General features: G+C 60.9%; 19 protein-coding genes. 3 read left to right on the forward strand and 16 right to left on the reverse strand.

Annotation, left to right across the window (positions count from 1 at the left end; translation table 11 throughout):
- Window positions 1-46 precede the first annotated feature (46 nt).
- The 6 genes from ispH to murJ all read right to left on the reverse strand — a co-directional run bounded on the left by ispH (window position 47) and on the right by murJ (window position 7,556).
- The gene (gene ispH / locus SM130_RS17450) at window positions 47-991 is read right to left on the reverse strand and encodes a 4-hydroxy-3-methylbut-2-enyl diphosphate reductase (RefSeq protein ID WP_102824807.1); all 945 of its coding nucleotides are present in this window, start codon (window positions 989-991) and stop codon (window positions 47-49) included.
- A 106-nt stretch (window positions 992-1,097) separates the two neighbouring features.
- Entirely contained in the window at window positions 1,098-1,535 is a 438-nt protein-coding gene (locus tag SM130_RS17455) for an FKBP-type peptidyl-prolyl cis-trans isomerase (RefSeq protein WP_102824806.1), read from the reverse strand.
- The gene (lspA, locus tag SM130_RS17460) at window positions 1,532-2,029 is read right to left on the reverse strand and encodes a signal peptidase II (RefSeq protein WP_102824805.1); all 498 of its coding nucleotides are present in this window, start codon (window positions 2,027-2,029) and stop codon (window positions 1,532-1,534) included. Before lspA ends, SM130_RS17455 begins: the two co-directional genes overlap by 4 nt.
- A gap of 111 nt (window positions 2,030-2,140) precedes the next feature.
- Window positions 2,141-4,972 carry an isoleucine--tRNA ligase gene (ileS, locus tag SM130_RS17465; RefSeq protein WP_102824804.1) on the reverse strand — a complete coding sequence of 944 codons (2,832 nt, stop codon included), beginning with the start codon at window positions 4,970-4,972 and terminating at the stop codon, window positions 2,141-2,143.
- 1 nt (window position 4,973) lies between these two features.
- A complete protein-coding gene (gene ribF / locus SM130_RS17470; protein WP_102824803.1) occupies window positions 4,974-5,924 on the reverse strand; it encodes a bifunctional riboflavin kinase/FAD synthetase in 951 nt (316 codons plus the stop codon).
- A gap of 84 nt (window positions 5,925-6,008) precedes the next feature.
- Window positions 6,009-7,556 carry a murein biosynthesis integral membrane protein MurJ gene (gene murJ / locus SM130_RS17475; protein WP_102824802.1) on the reverse strand — a complete coding sequence of 516 codons (1,548 nt, stop codon included), beginning with the start codon at window positions 7,554-7,556 and terminating at the stop codon, window positions 6,009-6,011.
- 221 nt (window positions 7,557-7,777) lie between these two features.
- Here murJ and rpsT point away from each other — a divergent pair, with 221 nt between their 5' ends.
- Entirely contained in the window at window positions 7,778-8,056 is a 279-nt protein-coding gene (gene rpsT, locus SM130_RS17480; protein WP_003281567.1) for a 30S ribosomal protein S20, read from the forward strand.
- 89 nt (window positions 8,057-8,145) lie between these two features.
- Here rpsT and SM130_RS17485 read toward each other — a convergent pair whose 3' ends face one another.
- The 5 genes from SM130_RS17485 to rplU form a co-directional block, all read right to left on the reverse strand.
- Window positions 8,146-8,610 carry a CreA family protein gene (locus SM130_RS17485; RefSeq protein WP_102824801.1) on the reverse strand — a complete coding sequence of 155 codons (465 nt, stop codon included), beginning with the start codon at window positions 8,608-8,610 and terminating at the stop codon, window positions 8,146-8,148.
- 7 nt (window positions 8,611-8,617) lie between these two features.
- Window positions 8,618-9,736 carry a glutamate 5-kinase gene (gene proB, locus SM130_RS17490; protein ID WP_102824800.1) on the reverse strand — a complete coding sequence of 373 codons (1,119 nt, stop codon included), beginning with the start codon at window positions 9,734-9,736 and terminating at the stop codon, window positions 8,618-8,620.
- Between the two features lie 98 nt (window positions 9,737-9,834).
- Window positions 9,835-11,052 (reverse strand): Obg family GTPase CgtA, encoded by a 1,218-nt coding sequence (cgtA, locus tag SM130_RS17495; protein ID WP_102824799.1) that lies wholly within the window; start codon window positions 11,050-11,052, stop codon window positions 9,835-9,837.
- 169 nt (window positions 11,053-11,221) lie between these two features.
- Complete coding sequence (rpmA, locus tag SM130_RS17500; protein WP_102824798.1) at window positions 11,222-11,479, reverse strand: 50S ribosomal protein L27; 258 nt, start codon at window positions 11,477-11,479, stop codon at window positions 11,222-11,224.
- A gap of 35 nt (window positions 11,480-11,514) precedes the next feature.
- Window positions 11,515-11,826 carry a 50S ribosomal protein L21 gene (rplU, locus tag SM130_RS17505; RefSeq protein ID WP_003281576.1) on the reverse strand — a complete coding sequence of 104 codons (312 nt, stop codon included), beginning with the start codon at window positions 11,824-11,826 and terminating at the stop codon, window positions 11,515-11,517.
- A 242-nt stretch (window positions 11,827-12,068) separates the two neighbouring features.
- On the opposite strand from rplU, the gene SM130_RS17510 reads away from it, so the two are divergent.
- Complete coding sequence (locus tag SM130_RS17510; protein WP_102824797.1) at window positions 12,069-13,037, forward strand: polyprenyl synthetase family protein; 969 nt, start codon at window positions 12,069-12,071, stop codon at window positions 13,035-13,037.
- A 142-nt stretch (window positions 13,038-13,179) separates the two neighbouring features.
- Entirely contained in the window at window positions 13,180-13,407 is a 228-nt protein-coding gene (locus tag SM130_RS17515) for a hypothetical protein (RefSeq protein ID WP_102824796.1), read from the forward strand.
- Between the two features lie 107 nt (window positions 13,408-13,514).
- Here SM130_RS17515 and SM130_RS17520 read toward each other — a convergent pair whose 3' ends face one another.
- From SM130_RS17520 to SM130_RS17540, 5 genes are all read right to left on the reverse strand, one after another.
- Window positions 13,515-14,132: an FKBP-type peptidyl-prolyl cis-trans isomerase gene (locus tag SM130_RS17520; RefSeq protein WP_102824795.1), complete on the reverse strand. Its 618-nt coding sequence runs from the start codon at window positions 14,130-14,132 to the stop codon at window positions 13,515-13,517.
- Between the two features lie 113 nt (window positions 14,133-14,245).
- Window positions 14,246-14,383: a DUF2256 domain-containing protein gene (locus tag SM130_RS17525; RefSeq protein WP_102824794.1), complete on the reverse strand. Its 138-nt coding sequence runs from the start codon at window positions 14,381-14,383 to the stop codon at window positions 14,246-14,248.
- A 149-nt stretch (window positions 14,384-14,532) separates the two neighbouring features.
- The gene (locus tag SM130_RS17530; RefSeq protein WP_102824793.1) at window positions 14,533-14,838 is read right to left on the reverse strand and encodes a DUF6482 family protein; all 306 of its coding nucleotides are present in this window, start codon (window positions 14,836-14,838) and stop codon (window positions 14,533-14,535) included.
- Window positions 14,839-14,960: 122 nt separating this feature from the next.
- Window positions 14,961-15,449 (reverse strand): TIGR00645 family protein, encoded by a 489-nt coding sequence (locus tag SM130_RS17535; RefSeq protein WP_102824792.1) that lies wholly within the window; start codon window positions 15,447-15,449, stop codon window positions 14,961-14,963.
- Between the two features lie 166 nt (window positions 15,450-15,615).
- Window positions 15,616-15,951: a hypothetical protein gene (locus SM130_RS17540; protein ID WP_102824791.1), complete on the reverse strand. Its 336-nt coding sequence runs from the start codon at window positions 15,949-15,951 to the stop codon at window positions 15,616-15,618.
- Between the last annotated feature and the right edge of the window lie 86 nt (window positions 15,952-16,037).

A 16,037-nucleotide genomic window follows, 5' to 3' on the forward strand; every position in this document is an offset into this window, starting at 1 on the left:
CTGCACAAGCAGAAACCGGGTACGTGGCTGGTTTCTGCTTATTCACTTATACCTGCCTCACCCTTAACTCCTTCGGCATGGAGAACGTTACGTTCTCCGGCCGCCCTTCCAATTCGTCCAACCCCGTAGCACCCCATTCCCGCAGTTGCTCAATCACGCCGCGCACCAGCACTTCAGGGGCTGAAGCGCCCGCGGTGATACCGACGCGGGCGTGTTCAGCGAACCACTCCTGCTTGAGGTCTTCGGCACCGTCTATCAGATAAGCAGGCGTGCTCATCCGCTCCGCGAGTTCGCGCAGGCGGTTGGAGTTGGAACTGTTGGGGCTGCCGACAACGAGCACCACGTCGCACTCGTCAGCGAGCTGCTTGACCGCATCCTGCCGATTCTGTGTGGCGTAGCAGATGTCATCCTTTCGCGGACCACCGATGCTTGGAAACTTGCTGCGCAGCGCGTCGATGACGCGGCTAGTGTCATCCATCGACAGCGTGGTCTGGGTGACGAAGGCTAGCGCCTCGGGATTGCGCACCTGCAACTGGGCGACGTCTTCCTCGTCCTCGACTAGGTAGATCGAACCGCCGTTACGCGAATCGTACTGCCCCATGGTGCCCTCGACCTCGGGGTGCCCGTGGTGGCCAATGAGGATGCACTCCCGTCCGTCACGGCTGTACTTGGCGACTTCTAGATGCACCTTGGTCACAAGCGGACAGGTGGCATCGAAGACTTTCAAGCCGCGCTTCTCTGCCTCATGCCGAACTGCCTGGGAAACGCCGTGGGCACTGAAAATGACGATAACATCGTCCGGCACCTGATCCAGTTCCTCGACAAAGATCGCACCGCGCGCCCGCAGGTCTTCCACCACGAACTTGTTGTGCACCACTTCATGCCGCACATAGATCGGCGGACCGAAAACTTCCAGGGCGCGGTTGACGATTTCGATGGCGCGATCTACACCCGCGCAGAAGCCGCGAGGATTGGCGAGTTTGATTTGCATAGATGAGGTCTCGGCACGCGGAAGCTTGAAGACGAGGGAGTGTAACGCGATCCAGCCCTGAGGGCGGAAGAGGTAGGCCAGCGCAGTCGGCTGACCTACCTCATAACTAGACTGGCTTGACGTCGATGATCTCAACTTCGAACGTCAGGGTCTTACCGGCCAGCGGGTGATTGAAATCGACCGTGACCTGATTGTCGTCGAAAGCCTTCACTACGCCAGGCAACTCAGTACGCGCAGCGTCCTGAAAACTGACCATCAGCCCTTCGGAAAGCTCCATACCGGCGAACTGACTGCGCGGCATCACCTGGACGTTCTGCGGGTTGACCTGACCGAAGCCTAGCTCCGGAGCAATCTGCAGGGTGCGCTTGTCTCCTGCCTTGAGCCCGTAGAGTTGCTGCTCGAAGCCCGGCAGCAAGTTGCCATCGCCAACATTGAAGGTGGCGGGCTTTTTGTCGAACGTGCTGTCGACCAGCTCGCCCGTTTCCAGGCCAAGCGCGAAATGCAGGGTGACTTCCTTGTCCGGCCCAATGCGCTGTTCAGTCATGCGGATTCTCCGGTCTTATTGCCCTTGAACATGTCCAGCGCCAGCATCACGGCGCCCACAGTGATGGCGCTATCGGCAATATTGAACGCTGGGAAGTACCAGCGGTTCTGCCAATGCACCAGAATGAAATCGACCACATGGCCAAGCACCACGCGGTCATAAAGATTGCCAATCGCGCCGCCCAGAACCAGAGCGAGCGCGACTGCCAGCCAGGTTTCGCTCGGCTTCAGACGCTTGAGCCACACCACCAGCACAGCACTTACGCCAATCGCGATCACCGCAAACAGCCAGCGCTGCCAGCCACCATGATCGGCGAGGAAGCTGAACGCCGCACCGGTGTTATAGGCGAGCGTCCAGGCGAAATAGCCCGGAATCACGTCGACCTTCTGGTACAGACTGAAGTTGGCCTCGAAGTAATGCTTGGTGGCCTGATCGAGGACCAGCACCAGCACGCTGAGCCATAGCCAAGCAAGCCTGCCGAAACGCGCACTCATGCCGCTGCCTCCGCTAGAACACCGCGCGGCAAGGTGGTCTTTTCCCTACCGAAACGAAAGGCCACATCGTAATGGCGGGCTAAAGCCCACCTTACGGCAGCAACCACAGAGTCACGCATAGTGGCGAACCTCACCAGCGCCTTCGATGTTCTCAATGCAGCGGCCGCAAATCTCTGGATGCTCGGCATGAGTTCCAACATCCGGCAGGTGGTGCCAGCAGCGGCCGCACTTGCTGTGCCCGGTCTTTTTGACCACCAGCTTCAGACCCGCCAGTTCGCTCTCCACGGCCTCGGCAGGCGCCTGGGCCAACGGTGCGATATCGACGGCAGAGGTAATCAGCACGAAGCGCAGCTCGTTGCCCAGCTTGGCCAGTTCCGCGACCAGCGCATCCTCGGCATACAGCGTGACTTCCGCCTGCAGGTTGCCGCCAATGGTCTTGGCCGCACGCTGATTTTCCAACTCCTTGTTCACCGCGGTCTTGACTGCCATGACCTTCTCCCAGAAAGCGCGATCCAGCTCGGCGTCCTGTGGCAGCTCGGTCAAGCCCGTGTACCAGGTGTTGAGCATCACCGACTCGTTACGCTCGCCCGGCAGGTACTGCCAGATCTCCTCGGCGGTGAATGCCAGGATCGGCGCGATCCAGCGCACCAGCGCTTCGGCGATGTGATACAGCGCGGTCTGGCAGGAGCGTCGCGGCAGGCTATCGGCGCCGGTGGTGTACTGACGATCTTTGATGATATCGAGGTAGAAGCCGCCCAATTCCTGCACGCAGAAGTTATGCACCTTCTGATAGACATTCCAGAAGCGATAGGTGGTGTACGCCTCCTCGATCTCCTGCTGCAGCAGCAAAGCGCGATCAATCGCCCAGCGGTCCAGCGCGATCAGCTGATCATTGGGCACCATGTGCTGCGTTGGATCGAAGCCGTCGAGGTTCGAGAGCAAGAAGCGTGCGGTGTTGCGGATACGCCGGTAGGCATCGGCACTGCGCTGCAGAATCTGCTTGGATACAGCCATCTCGCCGGAATAGTCGGTGGCCGATACCCACAGGCGCAAGATGTCGGCGCCCATGCTGTCGGTGATCTCCTGCGGGGCAATGACGTTGCCGAGCGACTTGGACATCTTCCGGCCGTTCTCGTCCACGGTGAAACCATGGGTAAGCAAGCCCTTGTAAGGCGCATGGCCGTCGATGGCCGCACCGGTCAGCAGCGATGAATGGAACCAGCCGCGATGCTGGTCGGAGCCTTCCAGGTAAAGATCGGCCCGAGGGCCACTTTCGTGACCCATCGGGTGCGAACCACGCATCACATGCCAGTGGGTGGTTCCGGAGTCGAACCACACATCCAGGGTGTCGGTAATCTTTTCGTACTGTGCGGCTTCTTCACCAAGCAGTTCGGCTGCATCCAGCTTCGACCAGGCCTCGATGCCGCCCTGTTCGACGCGCAGCGCTACCGCCTCCATCAGTTCAACGGTGCGCGGGTGCAGTTCGCCGCTTTCCTTGTGCAAGAAGAACGGTATCGGTACACCCCAGGTGCGCTGACGCGAGATGCACCAGTCAGGACGTCCGGCGATCATGCCGTGCAGGCGCGCCTGGCCCCACGCGGGGACGAATTCGGTCTGCTCGATGGCATCCAGCGCACGGCGGCGCAGCGAGCTGCCGTCGTGGGCGACCTTGTCCATGCCGACGAACCACTGCGCAGTAGCGCGGTAGATCAGCGGGGTCTTGTGCCGCCAGCAGTGCATGTAGCTGTGCTGGATCGACTCGTGCTTGAGCAGTGCGCCGACTTCGGCGAGCTTCTCGACGATCGCCGGATTGGCCTTCCAGATGAACTGGCCGCCGAAGAACGGCAGGTCCGATACGTAGACGCCATTGCTCTGCACCGGGCCGAGGATGTCGTCGTTCTCCATGCCGTAGTGCTTGCAGGACCGAAAGTCGTCTTCGCCATACGCGGGTGCGGAGTGAACGATGCCGGTACCGGCGCCGGTTTCCACGTACTCGGCCAGATACACAGGAGCGAAGCGCTCGTAGAGCGGGTGACGGAAGCGGATCAGCTCCAGCGCCTTGCCCTCGCAGCGCGCGATGATCTCACCCTGCAGGCCGTAGCGCTGCAGACAGGACTCCACCAACTCCTCGGCCAGCACCAGCAGGCGCTCACCGGTATCGACCAGCGCGTAAACGAACTCAGGGTGCACGTTGAGCGCCTGGTTGGCCGGAATGGTCCAGGGTGTGGTGGTCCAGATGACGATGCTGGCGGGCTTGGCCAGGCTGCCCAGACCGAAGGCCGCGGCCAGTTTGTCGGCATCCTCGACCGCGAAGGCGACATCGATGGCATCGGACTTCTTGTCCTGATACTCGACCTCAGCCTCGGCCAGCGCCGACCCGCAGTCGAAGCACCAGTTAACCGGTTTCAGGCCCTTGAAGACGAAGCCGCCTTCAACCAGTTTCGCCAGAGCACGGATCTCGCCGGCTTCGTTGGCGAAATCCATGGTCTTGTAGGGATTATCCCAATCACCCAACACGCCGAGTCGGATGAAGTCGGCCTTCTGTCCCTCGATCTGCTCGGCCGCGTAGGCTCGGCAGCGCTCGCGGGTCAGGTCGGCCGGCTGATTCTTGCCGAAGGTAGTCTCAACCTTGTGCTCGATCGGCAGACCATGGCAGTCCCAACCCGGCACATAGGGCGCGTCAAACCCGCTCAGGGTGCGTGAACGGACGATCATGTCCTTGATCACCTTGTTCACCGCGTGGCCGATGTGAATGTTGCCGTTGGCGTACGGCGGGCCATCGTGCAGGACGAACTTCGGGCGACCTTCGCCGATCTGCCGCAGTTTCCGGTACAGGTCAATGCTGTTCCAGCGCTGCAGAATCTCCGGCTCGCGCTGTGGCAGACCGGCCTTCATCGGAAATGCCGTGGACGGCAGATTGAGGGTCGCTTTGTAATCGGTCATTTCAGTCCTGACTCGTCATAAGGGGTGAAGCCCGCCAGTAATCGCGGGCAGCGGCGATATCCGCATCGATCGCCGTTTTGAGCGCCTCCAGCGAGGCAAAGCGCTGCTCGTCGCGCAGCTTGCGATGGAAGGTAACCTGCACCAGACGCCCATACAGGTCGCCCTGATAATCGAGCAGATGCACTTCCAGATGTGGCTTGCCATCGCTTTCGACCGTGGGCCGCATGCCGATGTTGGCTACCCCGGCGAGCGGCTGGCCGTCCAGCTCGAGGCTGACCATGAACACGCCGCTAAGGGGCGTGTTACGACGCTTGAGCTGCACGTTGGCGGTCGGCGCACCGAGCTGGCGGCCCAGTTTCTGACCATGCATGACCCGTCCGGTAATACCGAACGGTCTGCCGAGCAGCGCCTCGGCGCAGTCCAGATCGCCCGCCGCCAGGACCTGCCGCAGCCGCGTACTGCTGACTCGCTCGCCATGCACCTCGATCGTGGTGGCGGCCTCGACGCTAAAGCCTTCCGTCGCGCCAGCCTTGAGCAGGAAGTCGAAATCGCCGGCACGGTCGCAGCCGAAGCGGAAGTCGTCGCCCACTTCCAGATGCTGCACACCCAACCCTTCCACCAGCGTGGCGTGAACGAACTCGGAGGCGCTCAGCTCACGCAAGCGGCGATTGAACGCCAGGCACAGCACTAGATCAACGCCCTGCTCGCTCAGCAGCTGCAACTTTTCACGTAACCGGGTGAGACGCGCCGGCGCCTTGTCTGGCGAAAAGAATTCGCGCGGTTGCGGCTCGAAGATCACCACGCAGCCAGGCAGCCCCAGCTCGGCCGCACGCTCACGCAGTCGCGCCAGGATAGCCTGATGCCCCCGGTGGACGCCGTCGAAATTGCCGATGGTGGCGACGCAACCCCGATGCCGGGGTCGCAGATTGTGAAGACCTCGAACCAGCTGCATACCGCACTTCTTGCTTGAAAAGTGGCCGATTATACGCACGTGCCGAGCGTCCCGGACAGTTTTGCAGAGGCGGCGAACTGCCGATCAATGCCGTAAATGCCGCGGTCGCAACCCCGTCAGCAATAGCCCAGCGGCAAACGCCGCCAGCCCAGCGCACACGAGAATTCCCAGCTTCAGCGCACGCTGCTGCCAACCCCAGGCGAACCATTCCTGCGCAGGCACATTGAGCCACCAGACCACCGCCACCATCGCAGCACAGGCGGCCGCTAGACGCAGCCCGAACGGCCACCACCCAGGCGCAGGGCGATAAACGCCAACCTTGTACAGCCCCCAGAACAGGAGTACGGCGTTGAGCATCGAAGACAACGACGTCGCAAGCGCCAGCCCGACATGCTGGAGCGGCCAGATCAGGATCAGATTCATCACCATGTTCGCGACCATGCAGATGACCGCGACGCGCACCGGGGTCTTCAGATCCTGACGAGCAAAGAACCCCGGCGCCAGCACCTTGATCAACATGAACGCCAGCACTCCCAGCGAATAGGCCTGCAGCGCCCTGGCCGACTGCACCACCGCCTCCTCGCTCATGGCGCCGTAATAGAACAGGCTGGCAATCATCGGCTCGGCGAGAATGCCCAACGCCAGCGCCGCGGGAACGCCGACCAGCAACACCATGCGCAACGCCCAATCGACGGTCGCGGAGAACGCCTTCGGATCGTCACCGGCATGCTGGCGCGACAGGCTCGGCAGAATCACCGTACCGATGGCGATGCCGAACGCACCCAAAGGCAGCTCGGACAACCGATCGGCGTAGTACAGCCAGGACACACTGCCGGTCTGCAGAAAGGACGCCAGGACCGTATCGAGCAGCAGATTGATCTGACTGACCGACACACCAAACAGCGCCGGCACCATCAGCAACATGATGCGCCGCACACCTTCATCGCCGCGCTTGACCCGCGGCCTGGGCAGCAAGCCCAGCTTGGCAACGTATGGGAGCTGAAACGCCAGCTGGGCGAAGCCCGCGACGAACACACCCCAAGCCAGCGCCATGATTGGCTGATCGAAATAGGGCGTGAGAAACACCGCCGAGGCGATCATGCAGACATTGAGCAGCACCGGGGTGAAGCCCGGCACGGCGAAATACCCGTAACTATTGAGCACACCGGAGGTGAATGCCGTTAGCGAGATCAGCATCAGGTAGGGAAAGGTGATGCGCAGCAACTCGCCGGCCAGCTGCATCTTGGCCGGATCGTCATGGAAGCCCGGCGCGAAAACCATCACTACATAAGGCGCGAACAGCACACCCAACGCCGTCAGCCCAGCAAGAATCAGCCCGAGCATCCCAGCAGTACGATCGACCAATTGCTTGACGTCAGCCAGCGTACGCTTGGCGCGATATTCCGAAAGCACCGGCACGAAGGCCTGCGCGAAGGCGCCCTCGGCAAACAGCCGACGCAGGAAGTTGGGGATCTTGAACGCGATGAAGAAGGCGTCGGCGGCAGCCCCTGAACCGAAGTAGCTGGCGACGACCATATCGCGTACCATGCCCAGCACGCGTGACAGCAGGGTCATGACACTGACCACGGCGCTGGAACGCAACAATCCGCCCTTGCCGGTTTTTTCGGACATTTGTCTTCCTAGAATTGCAGCGAGATTGATCGACCGAGCGCTCAGCGCCGGCCGGATCGATGGCCAGTTACGACACGAAACGAGGCGGCGAGTTTAGCCGCAGCCCTTCTGTCCGACCAGCTTCTCAAGCCATTCGACTGGGCTTGACAAGCGCCCTTCGCGTCGGCATGATTCGCGGCCTTATTTGCTTGCAATCCCCCCAGTTTTCGAGGAGTTCGACGGTGGCCAACAGCCCTTCCGCCAAAAAACGCGCAATTCAGGCTGAGAAGCGTCGCAGCCACAATGCCAGCTTGCGCTCCATGGTTCGTACCTACATCAAGAATGTGGTCAAGGCCATCGACGCCAAAGACCTGGACAAGGCTCGCACAGCCTACACTGCAGCTGTGCCGGTCATTGACCGCATGGCCGACAAAGGCATCATCCACAAGAACAAAGCCGCTCGTCACAAGAGCCGCCTGAACGGCCACATCAAGGCCCTCGGCGAAGCTGCTGCAGCCTAACTGCAGGTTCTTGAAAAAAACCGGCCTAGGCCGGTTTTTTTATGCTCCGCTTCTACCCGCCACCACGATGACGAGCAAAAAAGTCCGGATTACGGCGCGACAGGCCAGGGCAGAATCGGAATAGCCGTCACCGCATTCTGCGGACTACCCTCGATGATGCGATCGCTGTAGACCAGATAGACCAGCGTATTGCGCGACTCATCGAAGAAGCGCACCACCTGCATGGTCTTGAATACCAGCGATGTGCGCTCCTTGAAGACCACATCTCCATCCTTGAGCTTACCGTTGACGCGAATGGGGCCGACCTGGCGACAAGCGATGGACGCTTCCGCACGATCCTCGGCGAGCCCCAGCCCACCCTTGATACCGCCTGTCTTGGCGCGCGACAGATAACAGGTCACGCCATCGACCAAGGGATCATCGAACGCCTCGACGACAATCTTGTGATTCGGCCCGAGCCATTTGAAGACCGTATCCACCTCTCCGATGGTCTCAGCCGATGCCAGCGCAGGAGCAGCCAGTCCAAGAGCCAACGCGAGAGCAATCAGACGCATCTTCACCTCAGACAAGAATCATATTGTCGCGATGGATGAGTTCCGGCTCGTCGACGTAACCGAGCAGCTTTTCGATCTCGTCTGACGGCCGCCCGAGTATGCGCTGCGCCTCGGCTGCGCTGTAGTTCACCAGACCACGAGCGACCTCCGAACCCTGAGGCCCGACACAGATCACCATTTCACCGCGACGGAACGCGCCCTGCACTGCACGAACACCAACAGGCAGCAGGCTGCGATTGCCTTGGCGCAAGGCATGCACGGCACCATCATCCAGCGTCAGCGTGCCCCGCGTCTGCAGATGGCCGGCCAGCCACTGCTTGCGCGCCGCATGCCGGCTGCATTCCGGCGCCAATAGCGTACCCAGGCGCTCACCTGCCTTGAGCCGCGCCAGCACCCGCTCGATGCGACCACCGACAATCACCGTATGCGCGCCGGAACGTGCCGCCAGGCGTGCCGCGCGCAACTTGGTCTGCATACCACCGCGCCCCAGCGCCCCACCCGTGCTGCCAGCCACTGCATCCAGCGCAGGATCGTCAGCACGCGCCTCGCTGATGAGATTGGCTTCAGGATTGAAGCGAGGATCGGCATCGAACATGCCGTCGCGGTCGGTCAGAATGACCAGCAGATCGGCCTCTACAAGGTTGGCGACCAGCGCGCCAAGCGTGTCGTTGTCACCAAAGCGAATCTCGTCGGTGACAACGGTGTCGTTCTCATTGATGACCGGCACCACACCGAGATCGATGAGCGTACGCAGCGTGCTGCGCGCATTGAGGTAGCGCTTGCGATCCGACAAATCGTCATGAGTGACCAGAATCTGCGCCGTCTGCTGATCGCAGCGGGCAAAGCTCGACTCCCACGCGCGAATCAGGCCCATCTGCCCAACAGCGGCAGCCGCCTGCAACTCATGTACCGCCTTGGGCCGGGAGGTCCAACCCAGACGACTCATACCTGCAGCAACCGCCCCAGAGGACACCAGCACCAACTCGACGCCCGCCTCGCGCAGGGCGACCATCTGATCGACCCAGACCGCCATCGCCGCTTGATCGAGCCCGCGACCATCGGCGGTCAACAGCGCACTTCCGATCTTGATCACCCAGCGCCGCGCACCGCTCACCTTGTCCCGCATCGTTCCCGCCTTCTATACGGCCAAAACATTTCCAGATCGGGCTGCGCACGAGCCAGCCACCACTCGCTTACCAGGCCGCCAGCGGCCTGGTGCTTGACTCAGCGTACGTAGATGATCTCGGCGCCGCCTTCGTCATCATCATCGTCGTCGAAGTCGTCATCCTCGACCTCATCGGCCGCCTTGACGCCAGCACGACGCAGCGCGCGCTGATCGTCGAGCTCCTGCAACCGAGCACGCGCCTCATCTTCGATCTGCTGATCGAGCTCGGCCAATGCCTCGGCATAGGCTGGCTCTTCGGCAATACGCACGGCGCGCTCGTCCAGATAACGCATGACAGCCTGACTCAGCGCTTCGGTACCCTCACTCTCCAGCGCGGAGATGACGAATACCGGACCCTCCCAGTCGAGGCGCTCCACCACCTGCCGAACGCGCTCTTCGCGGTCTTCCTCAAGCAACTGGTCGGCCTTGTTCAACACCAGCCAGCGATCACGCTGAGCCAGTGCCGGGCTGAATTTTTCCAGCTCACTGAGGATGATCTCGGCGGCATCGGCCGGGTCGCTCTCATCCAGCGGCGCCATGTCCACCAGATGCAATAGCAGGCGCGTGCGCGCCAGATGCTTGAGAAAGCGAATACCCAGACCCGCACCGTCCGAAGCCCCCTCGATCAGCCCCGGAATGTCAGCCACGACAAAGCTTTTGTAGCGGCCGACACTGACGACGCCAAGATTGGGAATCAGTGTGGTGAACGGATAATCGGCCACTTTCGGCTTGGCAGCCGACACCGACCGGATAAACGTGCTCTTGCCAGCATTGGGCATACCCAGCAGACCGACGTCAGCCAGCACCTTCAGCTCCAGCTTCAGATCGCGCGCATCGCCCGGCTTGCCCGGCGTGGTCTGCCGCGGCGCCCGATTGGTGCTGGACTTGAAGCGCGTATTACCCAACCCGTGCCAGCCACCCTGAGCGACGAGCAAACGCTGCCCCGCCTTGGTCAGGTCGCCAATCACATCCTGGGTGGCGGCATCGATCACCGTGGTACCGACCGGCACCGGCAGGATCAGATCCTCCCCCTTGGCACCGGTACACTCAGTGCTGCCGCCCTTCTCGCCATTGGGTGCATTGAAGCGACGGGTATAGCGGTAGTCGACCAGCGTATTGAGGTTCTCGTCAGCCACCAGATAAATGGAGCCGCCATCACCGCCATCACCGCCGTTCGGGCCACCCTTTTCGATGAACTTCTCTCTACGAAAGCTCATCATGCCGTTGCCGCCGTCGCCGGCCTTTACAAAAATCGATACTTCATCGACGAATTTCATGAGAACGCCTCCCGTCGCAGGACGGGCTTAAGAAACAAGAAACGTAAGGGTCTTGCAAAAAACCCAGCGAAAACTGAATGAGCACCGAGCAGTTCTTTGCAAGAGCCTCACAGGATACAGAAACAAAAAAGCCCCGTCGCATGACAGGGCTTTTCCAGCAACGACGCAGTTAGGCTGCGACGACGCTCACGTAGCGACGGCCAAAAGCGCCCTTCACTTCGAATTTGATCACGCCTTCGACTTTCGCGAACAGGGTGTGATCCTTGCCCATGCCAACACCGAAACCGGGGTGGAACTGGGTGCCGCGCTGACGCACGATGATGTTACCGGCCTTGATAGCCTGGCCGCCGTACATCTTCACGCCAAGGCGTTTGGCTTCTGAGTCGCGACCGTTGCGGGTAGAACCGCCAGCTTTTTTGTGTGCCATGAGTTCAATACTCCTATAAGGGGATTCAGGCCCAATTAGCCCTGAATACCGGTGATTTTGACCTCAGTGAACCACTGACGGTGGCCCTGACGCTTCATGTGGTGCTTACGACGGCGGAATTTGATGATGGTGACCTTGTCGTGACGGCCTTGGGCGATCACTTCAGCGGTAACCTTGGCACCATCAACCACCGGAGCGCCGATTTTTACATCTTCGCCGTTGCCGATCAGCAGAACGCGGTCGAAAGTGACAGCTTCGCCAGTGGCAACTTCGAGTTTTTCAATCTTGAGGTATTCGCCTTCGGCGACCTTGTATTGCTTGCCGCCGGTTACGATAACTGCGTACATCTGTGTATCTCCGTTGATCCTGCTCACCCAGCGCTTTGAAATAATGGTTAGTGGCTGGCATGGCTGCATGGGGCCGGAAGGTGACGCCCGTGCAATTGCGTAAGGCAGGGAAATGCCCAGGGGGAAGTTCAGGGTCCGCGATTGTACGCATGCGATAGACCCCACGCAATAGCCAACTGGCGTTGCCTTGACAGTGCCAGACCTGCCCCCTAGCATGCCGCGCAATCTGCGAGGAGTCCCCGATGCAACCCCAGCCTTTCTATCAAGTTGTGGCGGACGATTTTGCCGCTGTCGACGGCATCATCCGCAAGCAACTGACTTCGCGCGTTCCTCTGGTGGAAAAGATCGGGGATTACATCACGTCGGCCGGCGGCAAGCGCCTGCGCCCGTTGCTGGTACTGCTCAGCGGCAGTGCGCTCGGCCATCAGGGCGATCAACTGCGCCTGCTCGCCGCAATCATCGAATTCCTGCACACCTCCACGCTGCTGCATGACGACGTGGTCGACATGTCCGGAATGCGCCGCGGCCGCTCCACCGCCAATGCCCTATGGGGCAACGCCCCAAGCGTGCTGGTTGGCGACTTTCTATATGCGCGCTCGTTCGAAATGATGGTGGAGCTGGATTCCATGGCGGTGATGCGCATCATCTCGCAGGCGACGCGCGTCATCGCCGAAGGCGAAGTGCTGCAATTGTCGAAAGTTCGCGACGCCAGCACCACCGAAGAGATCTACATGGAGGTCATCCGCGGCAAGACCGCCATGCTGTTCGAAGCCTCGACTCACAGCGCAGCCACCCTGGCCGGAGCCAGCGAGGAGCAGCGTGAAGCGCTGCGGACCTTCGGCGACCATCTCGGCATCGCCTTCCAGCTGGTCGACGACCTGCTCGATTATCAGGGCGACGCCGAAACCCTCGGCAAGAACGTCGGCGACGATCTTGCCGAAGGTAAACCCACCCTTCCGCTGATCTACACCATGCGCGAAGGTACCGCCGAACAGGCTGCCCTGGTACGCAAGGCCATTCAGAAAGGCGGCTTGGAAGATCTGGAAAGCATCCGTGCCGCCGTTGAGGCGTCAGGTGCACTGGACTACACCGCCAGACTCGCGCGCGACTATGCCGAACGCGCCATCGCCTGCCTGGAAGTCATCCCCGCCAACCAGTACCGCGATGCACTGGTCGAGCTCTGCCACTTCGCGGTAGCACGCACGCACTGACCCCCGCACGACGACGCTGCGCCGCGTGCGCAGCCGTCACCTTCTAACACCTCAGGCCATTCGTACGTGCGCAGGGCATATTGCGCTTGCATATTTGCGAATAACAATTATTCTCATTAAGAGAATTAATTGGAGGTGCCGCATGACTTATCTGATAGACGCCTGGCTGGATCGCCCGCAACCGTACCTGCGCATACTCGACCGCAACACCGGTGCCGTATGCGTTTCACTTGAAGGGGATGCACTGGAGGAGTTGCGCGAACAGGGCGATCTCGATCTTCAGGAGCTGAGTACGAGTGAGCCCTGCATACTGAAGGAACAGGTCCGCAACCTGTTTCTTTTCAGTTATGCCCGCGCGTTGCGGCCTTAGCCAGCCAGGCAGCCTACGAATGCGTAAGCTGCCTGGTGATAGCGCGGGATGCGCAGCAGTCAGGCTCATTCACCGCGCGCGGCGCAGCCTGCTGCCGCAATAGCCGGTCAGAGAACGTCCAGCAACTCGACGTCGAACACCAGCGTGCTGTGCGGTGGGATGCCGCCGACACCCTGCGCGCCGTAGGCCAGCTCGCTGGGTACATACAAGCGCCACTTGCTGCCGGCATTCATCAGCTGCAGTGCTTCGGTCCAGCCGGCGATCACGCCACCAACCGGAAACTCGGCAGGCTGGCCACGCTGGTAGGAGCTGTCAAACACACTGCCATCGATCAGCGTGCCATGGTAATGCGTACGTACGTTGTCCTCGCGGGACGGCTTGGCGCCATCGCCGGTGGTCAGCACTTCGTACTGCAGCCCCGACTCCAGCACGACCACGCCTTCACGCTTGGCGTTCTCGACGAGGAAGGCGCGACCTTCGGCAGCGGCCGCTTCGGCTTTGTGCTGCGCCTCGGCCTGCATGCGCTCGCGAATCACCGCGAAACTGGCGTTCAGCGCTTCCGGGCTGACCTGGCTGGCTACGCCGGCGAAGGCATCACGAATGCCGGCGATCACTGCATCAAGACTGACGCCCGGCGGAGGATTGTCACGCAGCTGGTCCCCCAACTGACGGCCGATGCCATAGCTCACACGGGTTTCGTCAGTGGACAGGTTGAGGTCGGTCATACCGGGCTCCGAAAGGAAAAAAGGTCGGGCAGACTAGCACAGCTGTATCGGGCCGGAGCAGTCACCGGCCCGCGCAAACACACCACTGACGACGCTGCCAGTAGCTCGCACACCTACACACTCCGGCTGCGCCGACAGCGCTCCGAGCAGTAACGCACCTCCTCCCAGCAACGCGCCCACTTCTTTCGCCAGGCAAATGGCAGGCGACATGCAACACAATGCTTGAACGGCAGCTCGGCTTTCTTTTTCACAACGGATTCCCGGCATCCAGCTGCGCCAACAGTGCCTCGCCGCGCTGCCACAACGCCCGCTGCTTGCTTTCAGCCATGCGCGCCAGATTGCAATACTCATCACCCGGCGACTTCATTGCGGGAGCACCGGACGCAGCACTGGAAAGGCCTCACCACTGCGATCGCATGCTGATCGGCACACGTAGCGGCTCGCGGACACCCTCGGCCAGGCCGCACATTTCGTCGTAGGCCGATTGCTGCACAAGGTGCAAAGGCAGCTCGGACACAGCCCGCAGCAGGTCACGGGCATGCTCCACCGAGCGCAGATGCCAGACGGCGCCACGCTCGTCGATCAGGCTATGGCGCTGGCCCTGCAGATAGATATCGAGAAGATAGATGCCGCCTTCGAGCGAAATCAGCTCGAGGCCGTCGATACGCCCGGCGGCGGCATGAGCCGCAAGGTCATGAAGGTTCATGGCGAATCCCCGTGAAAAACCGCTACAGAATATTTAACAAAACAAAGATCCTGTACAGCTTTTTATCGCACAACACAAGGCAACTCGCCTGCATGCCCAACAGCGCAGGTGGCGCGCTGTGGTCAATGCTTGGTGAGCTTGTCCATGTAACCCATGGCGAATGCGGAAACCACGAACGTCAGGTGGATGATCACGTACCACATGAGCTTGTCGCTATTGATCTGCTGGACGTCCATGAACATGCGCAGCAGATGAATCGAGGAAATCGCCACGATCGACGCGGCGACCTTCAACTTCAGGGAGCTGGAGTCCATCTTGCCGAGCCAGTCGAGTTTCTCCTTGCCTTCAGCCACATCCAGCTGCGAAACGAAGTTCTCGTAGCCGGAAATCATCACCATCACCAGCAGACCGCCAACTAGCGCCATATCAATCAGCGACAGCAGCGTCAGCACAAGATCCGCTTCGCTGATAGCAAGAATCGTCGGCAGGATATGGAAGATTTCCTGGAAGAACTTGATCGCCAATGCCAGCAGAGCGAACGCCAGACCGAAGTAGATGGGAGCCAGCAGCCAGCGCGCGGCGTACATGGCATTTTCGAGGATGCGCTCCATAGGATCTCACAGCGGGAAATGACGAGGGCGCGAGTATACGCAGCCACATCGGGCTCACCAAGGCGGGCAGGAGACTGGCTTTGCACGTGTGGATAAGAAACTGGCCGGCACCGGCAAAGCCTAGGAGCTAGCGGCTCATTACCGAGCAGCCGGCGCAGCGGATGGCCTAGGGCCGCGACTCCCAGCCAGCCAGAAATCGAGCTTGATTGGCGTTCACTCGGCGCAGTTCGGCCTGCATGTGCAGCTGCCAGATGGAGGGGTCATCCGACTCGCAATACCCCTGCCCCATCAGATTGTCGGCGATCGCAGCGAGCACCGACTCAGCCATGGCAGGCCCGCGGAATGGGCCCTGGACCTTGATCGCAGTGGGTTGTCCGTCCGCCAGACCGGCCGCACAAAGCAACGTCCACAGTCCGTTGCCGCCGGCAAGAGGGCGTATCACGCATTCGATTCGGGTGACCAGGCCTAGGCACTGGCGGTTCAGGCAAAGGTTGTGTGGCATGACGGCAGTCCTCGCGTCGGGCTGACGCGGGAACATCCTGTGCGGACGTAGCGCGAGAGCCTGTTTATCCCCTGAAGCTGTGGATA

Source organism: Stutzerimonas stutzeri (assembly GCF_038561965.1).
GTDB classification, from domain to species: domain Bacteria; phylum Pseudomonadota; class Gammaproteobacteria; order Pseudomonadales; family Pseudomonadaceae; genus Stutzerimonas; species Stutzerimonas stutzeri_AA.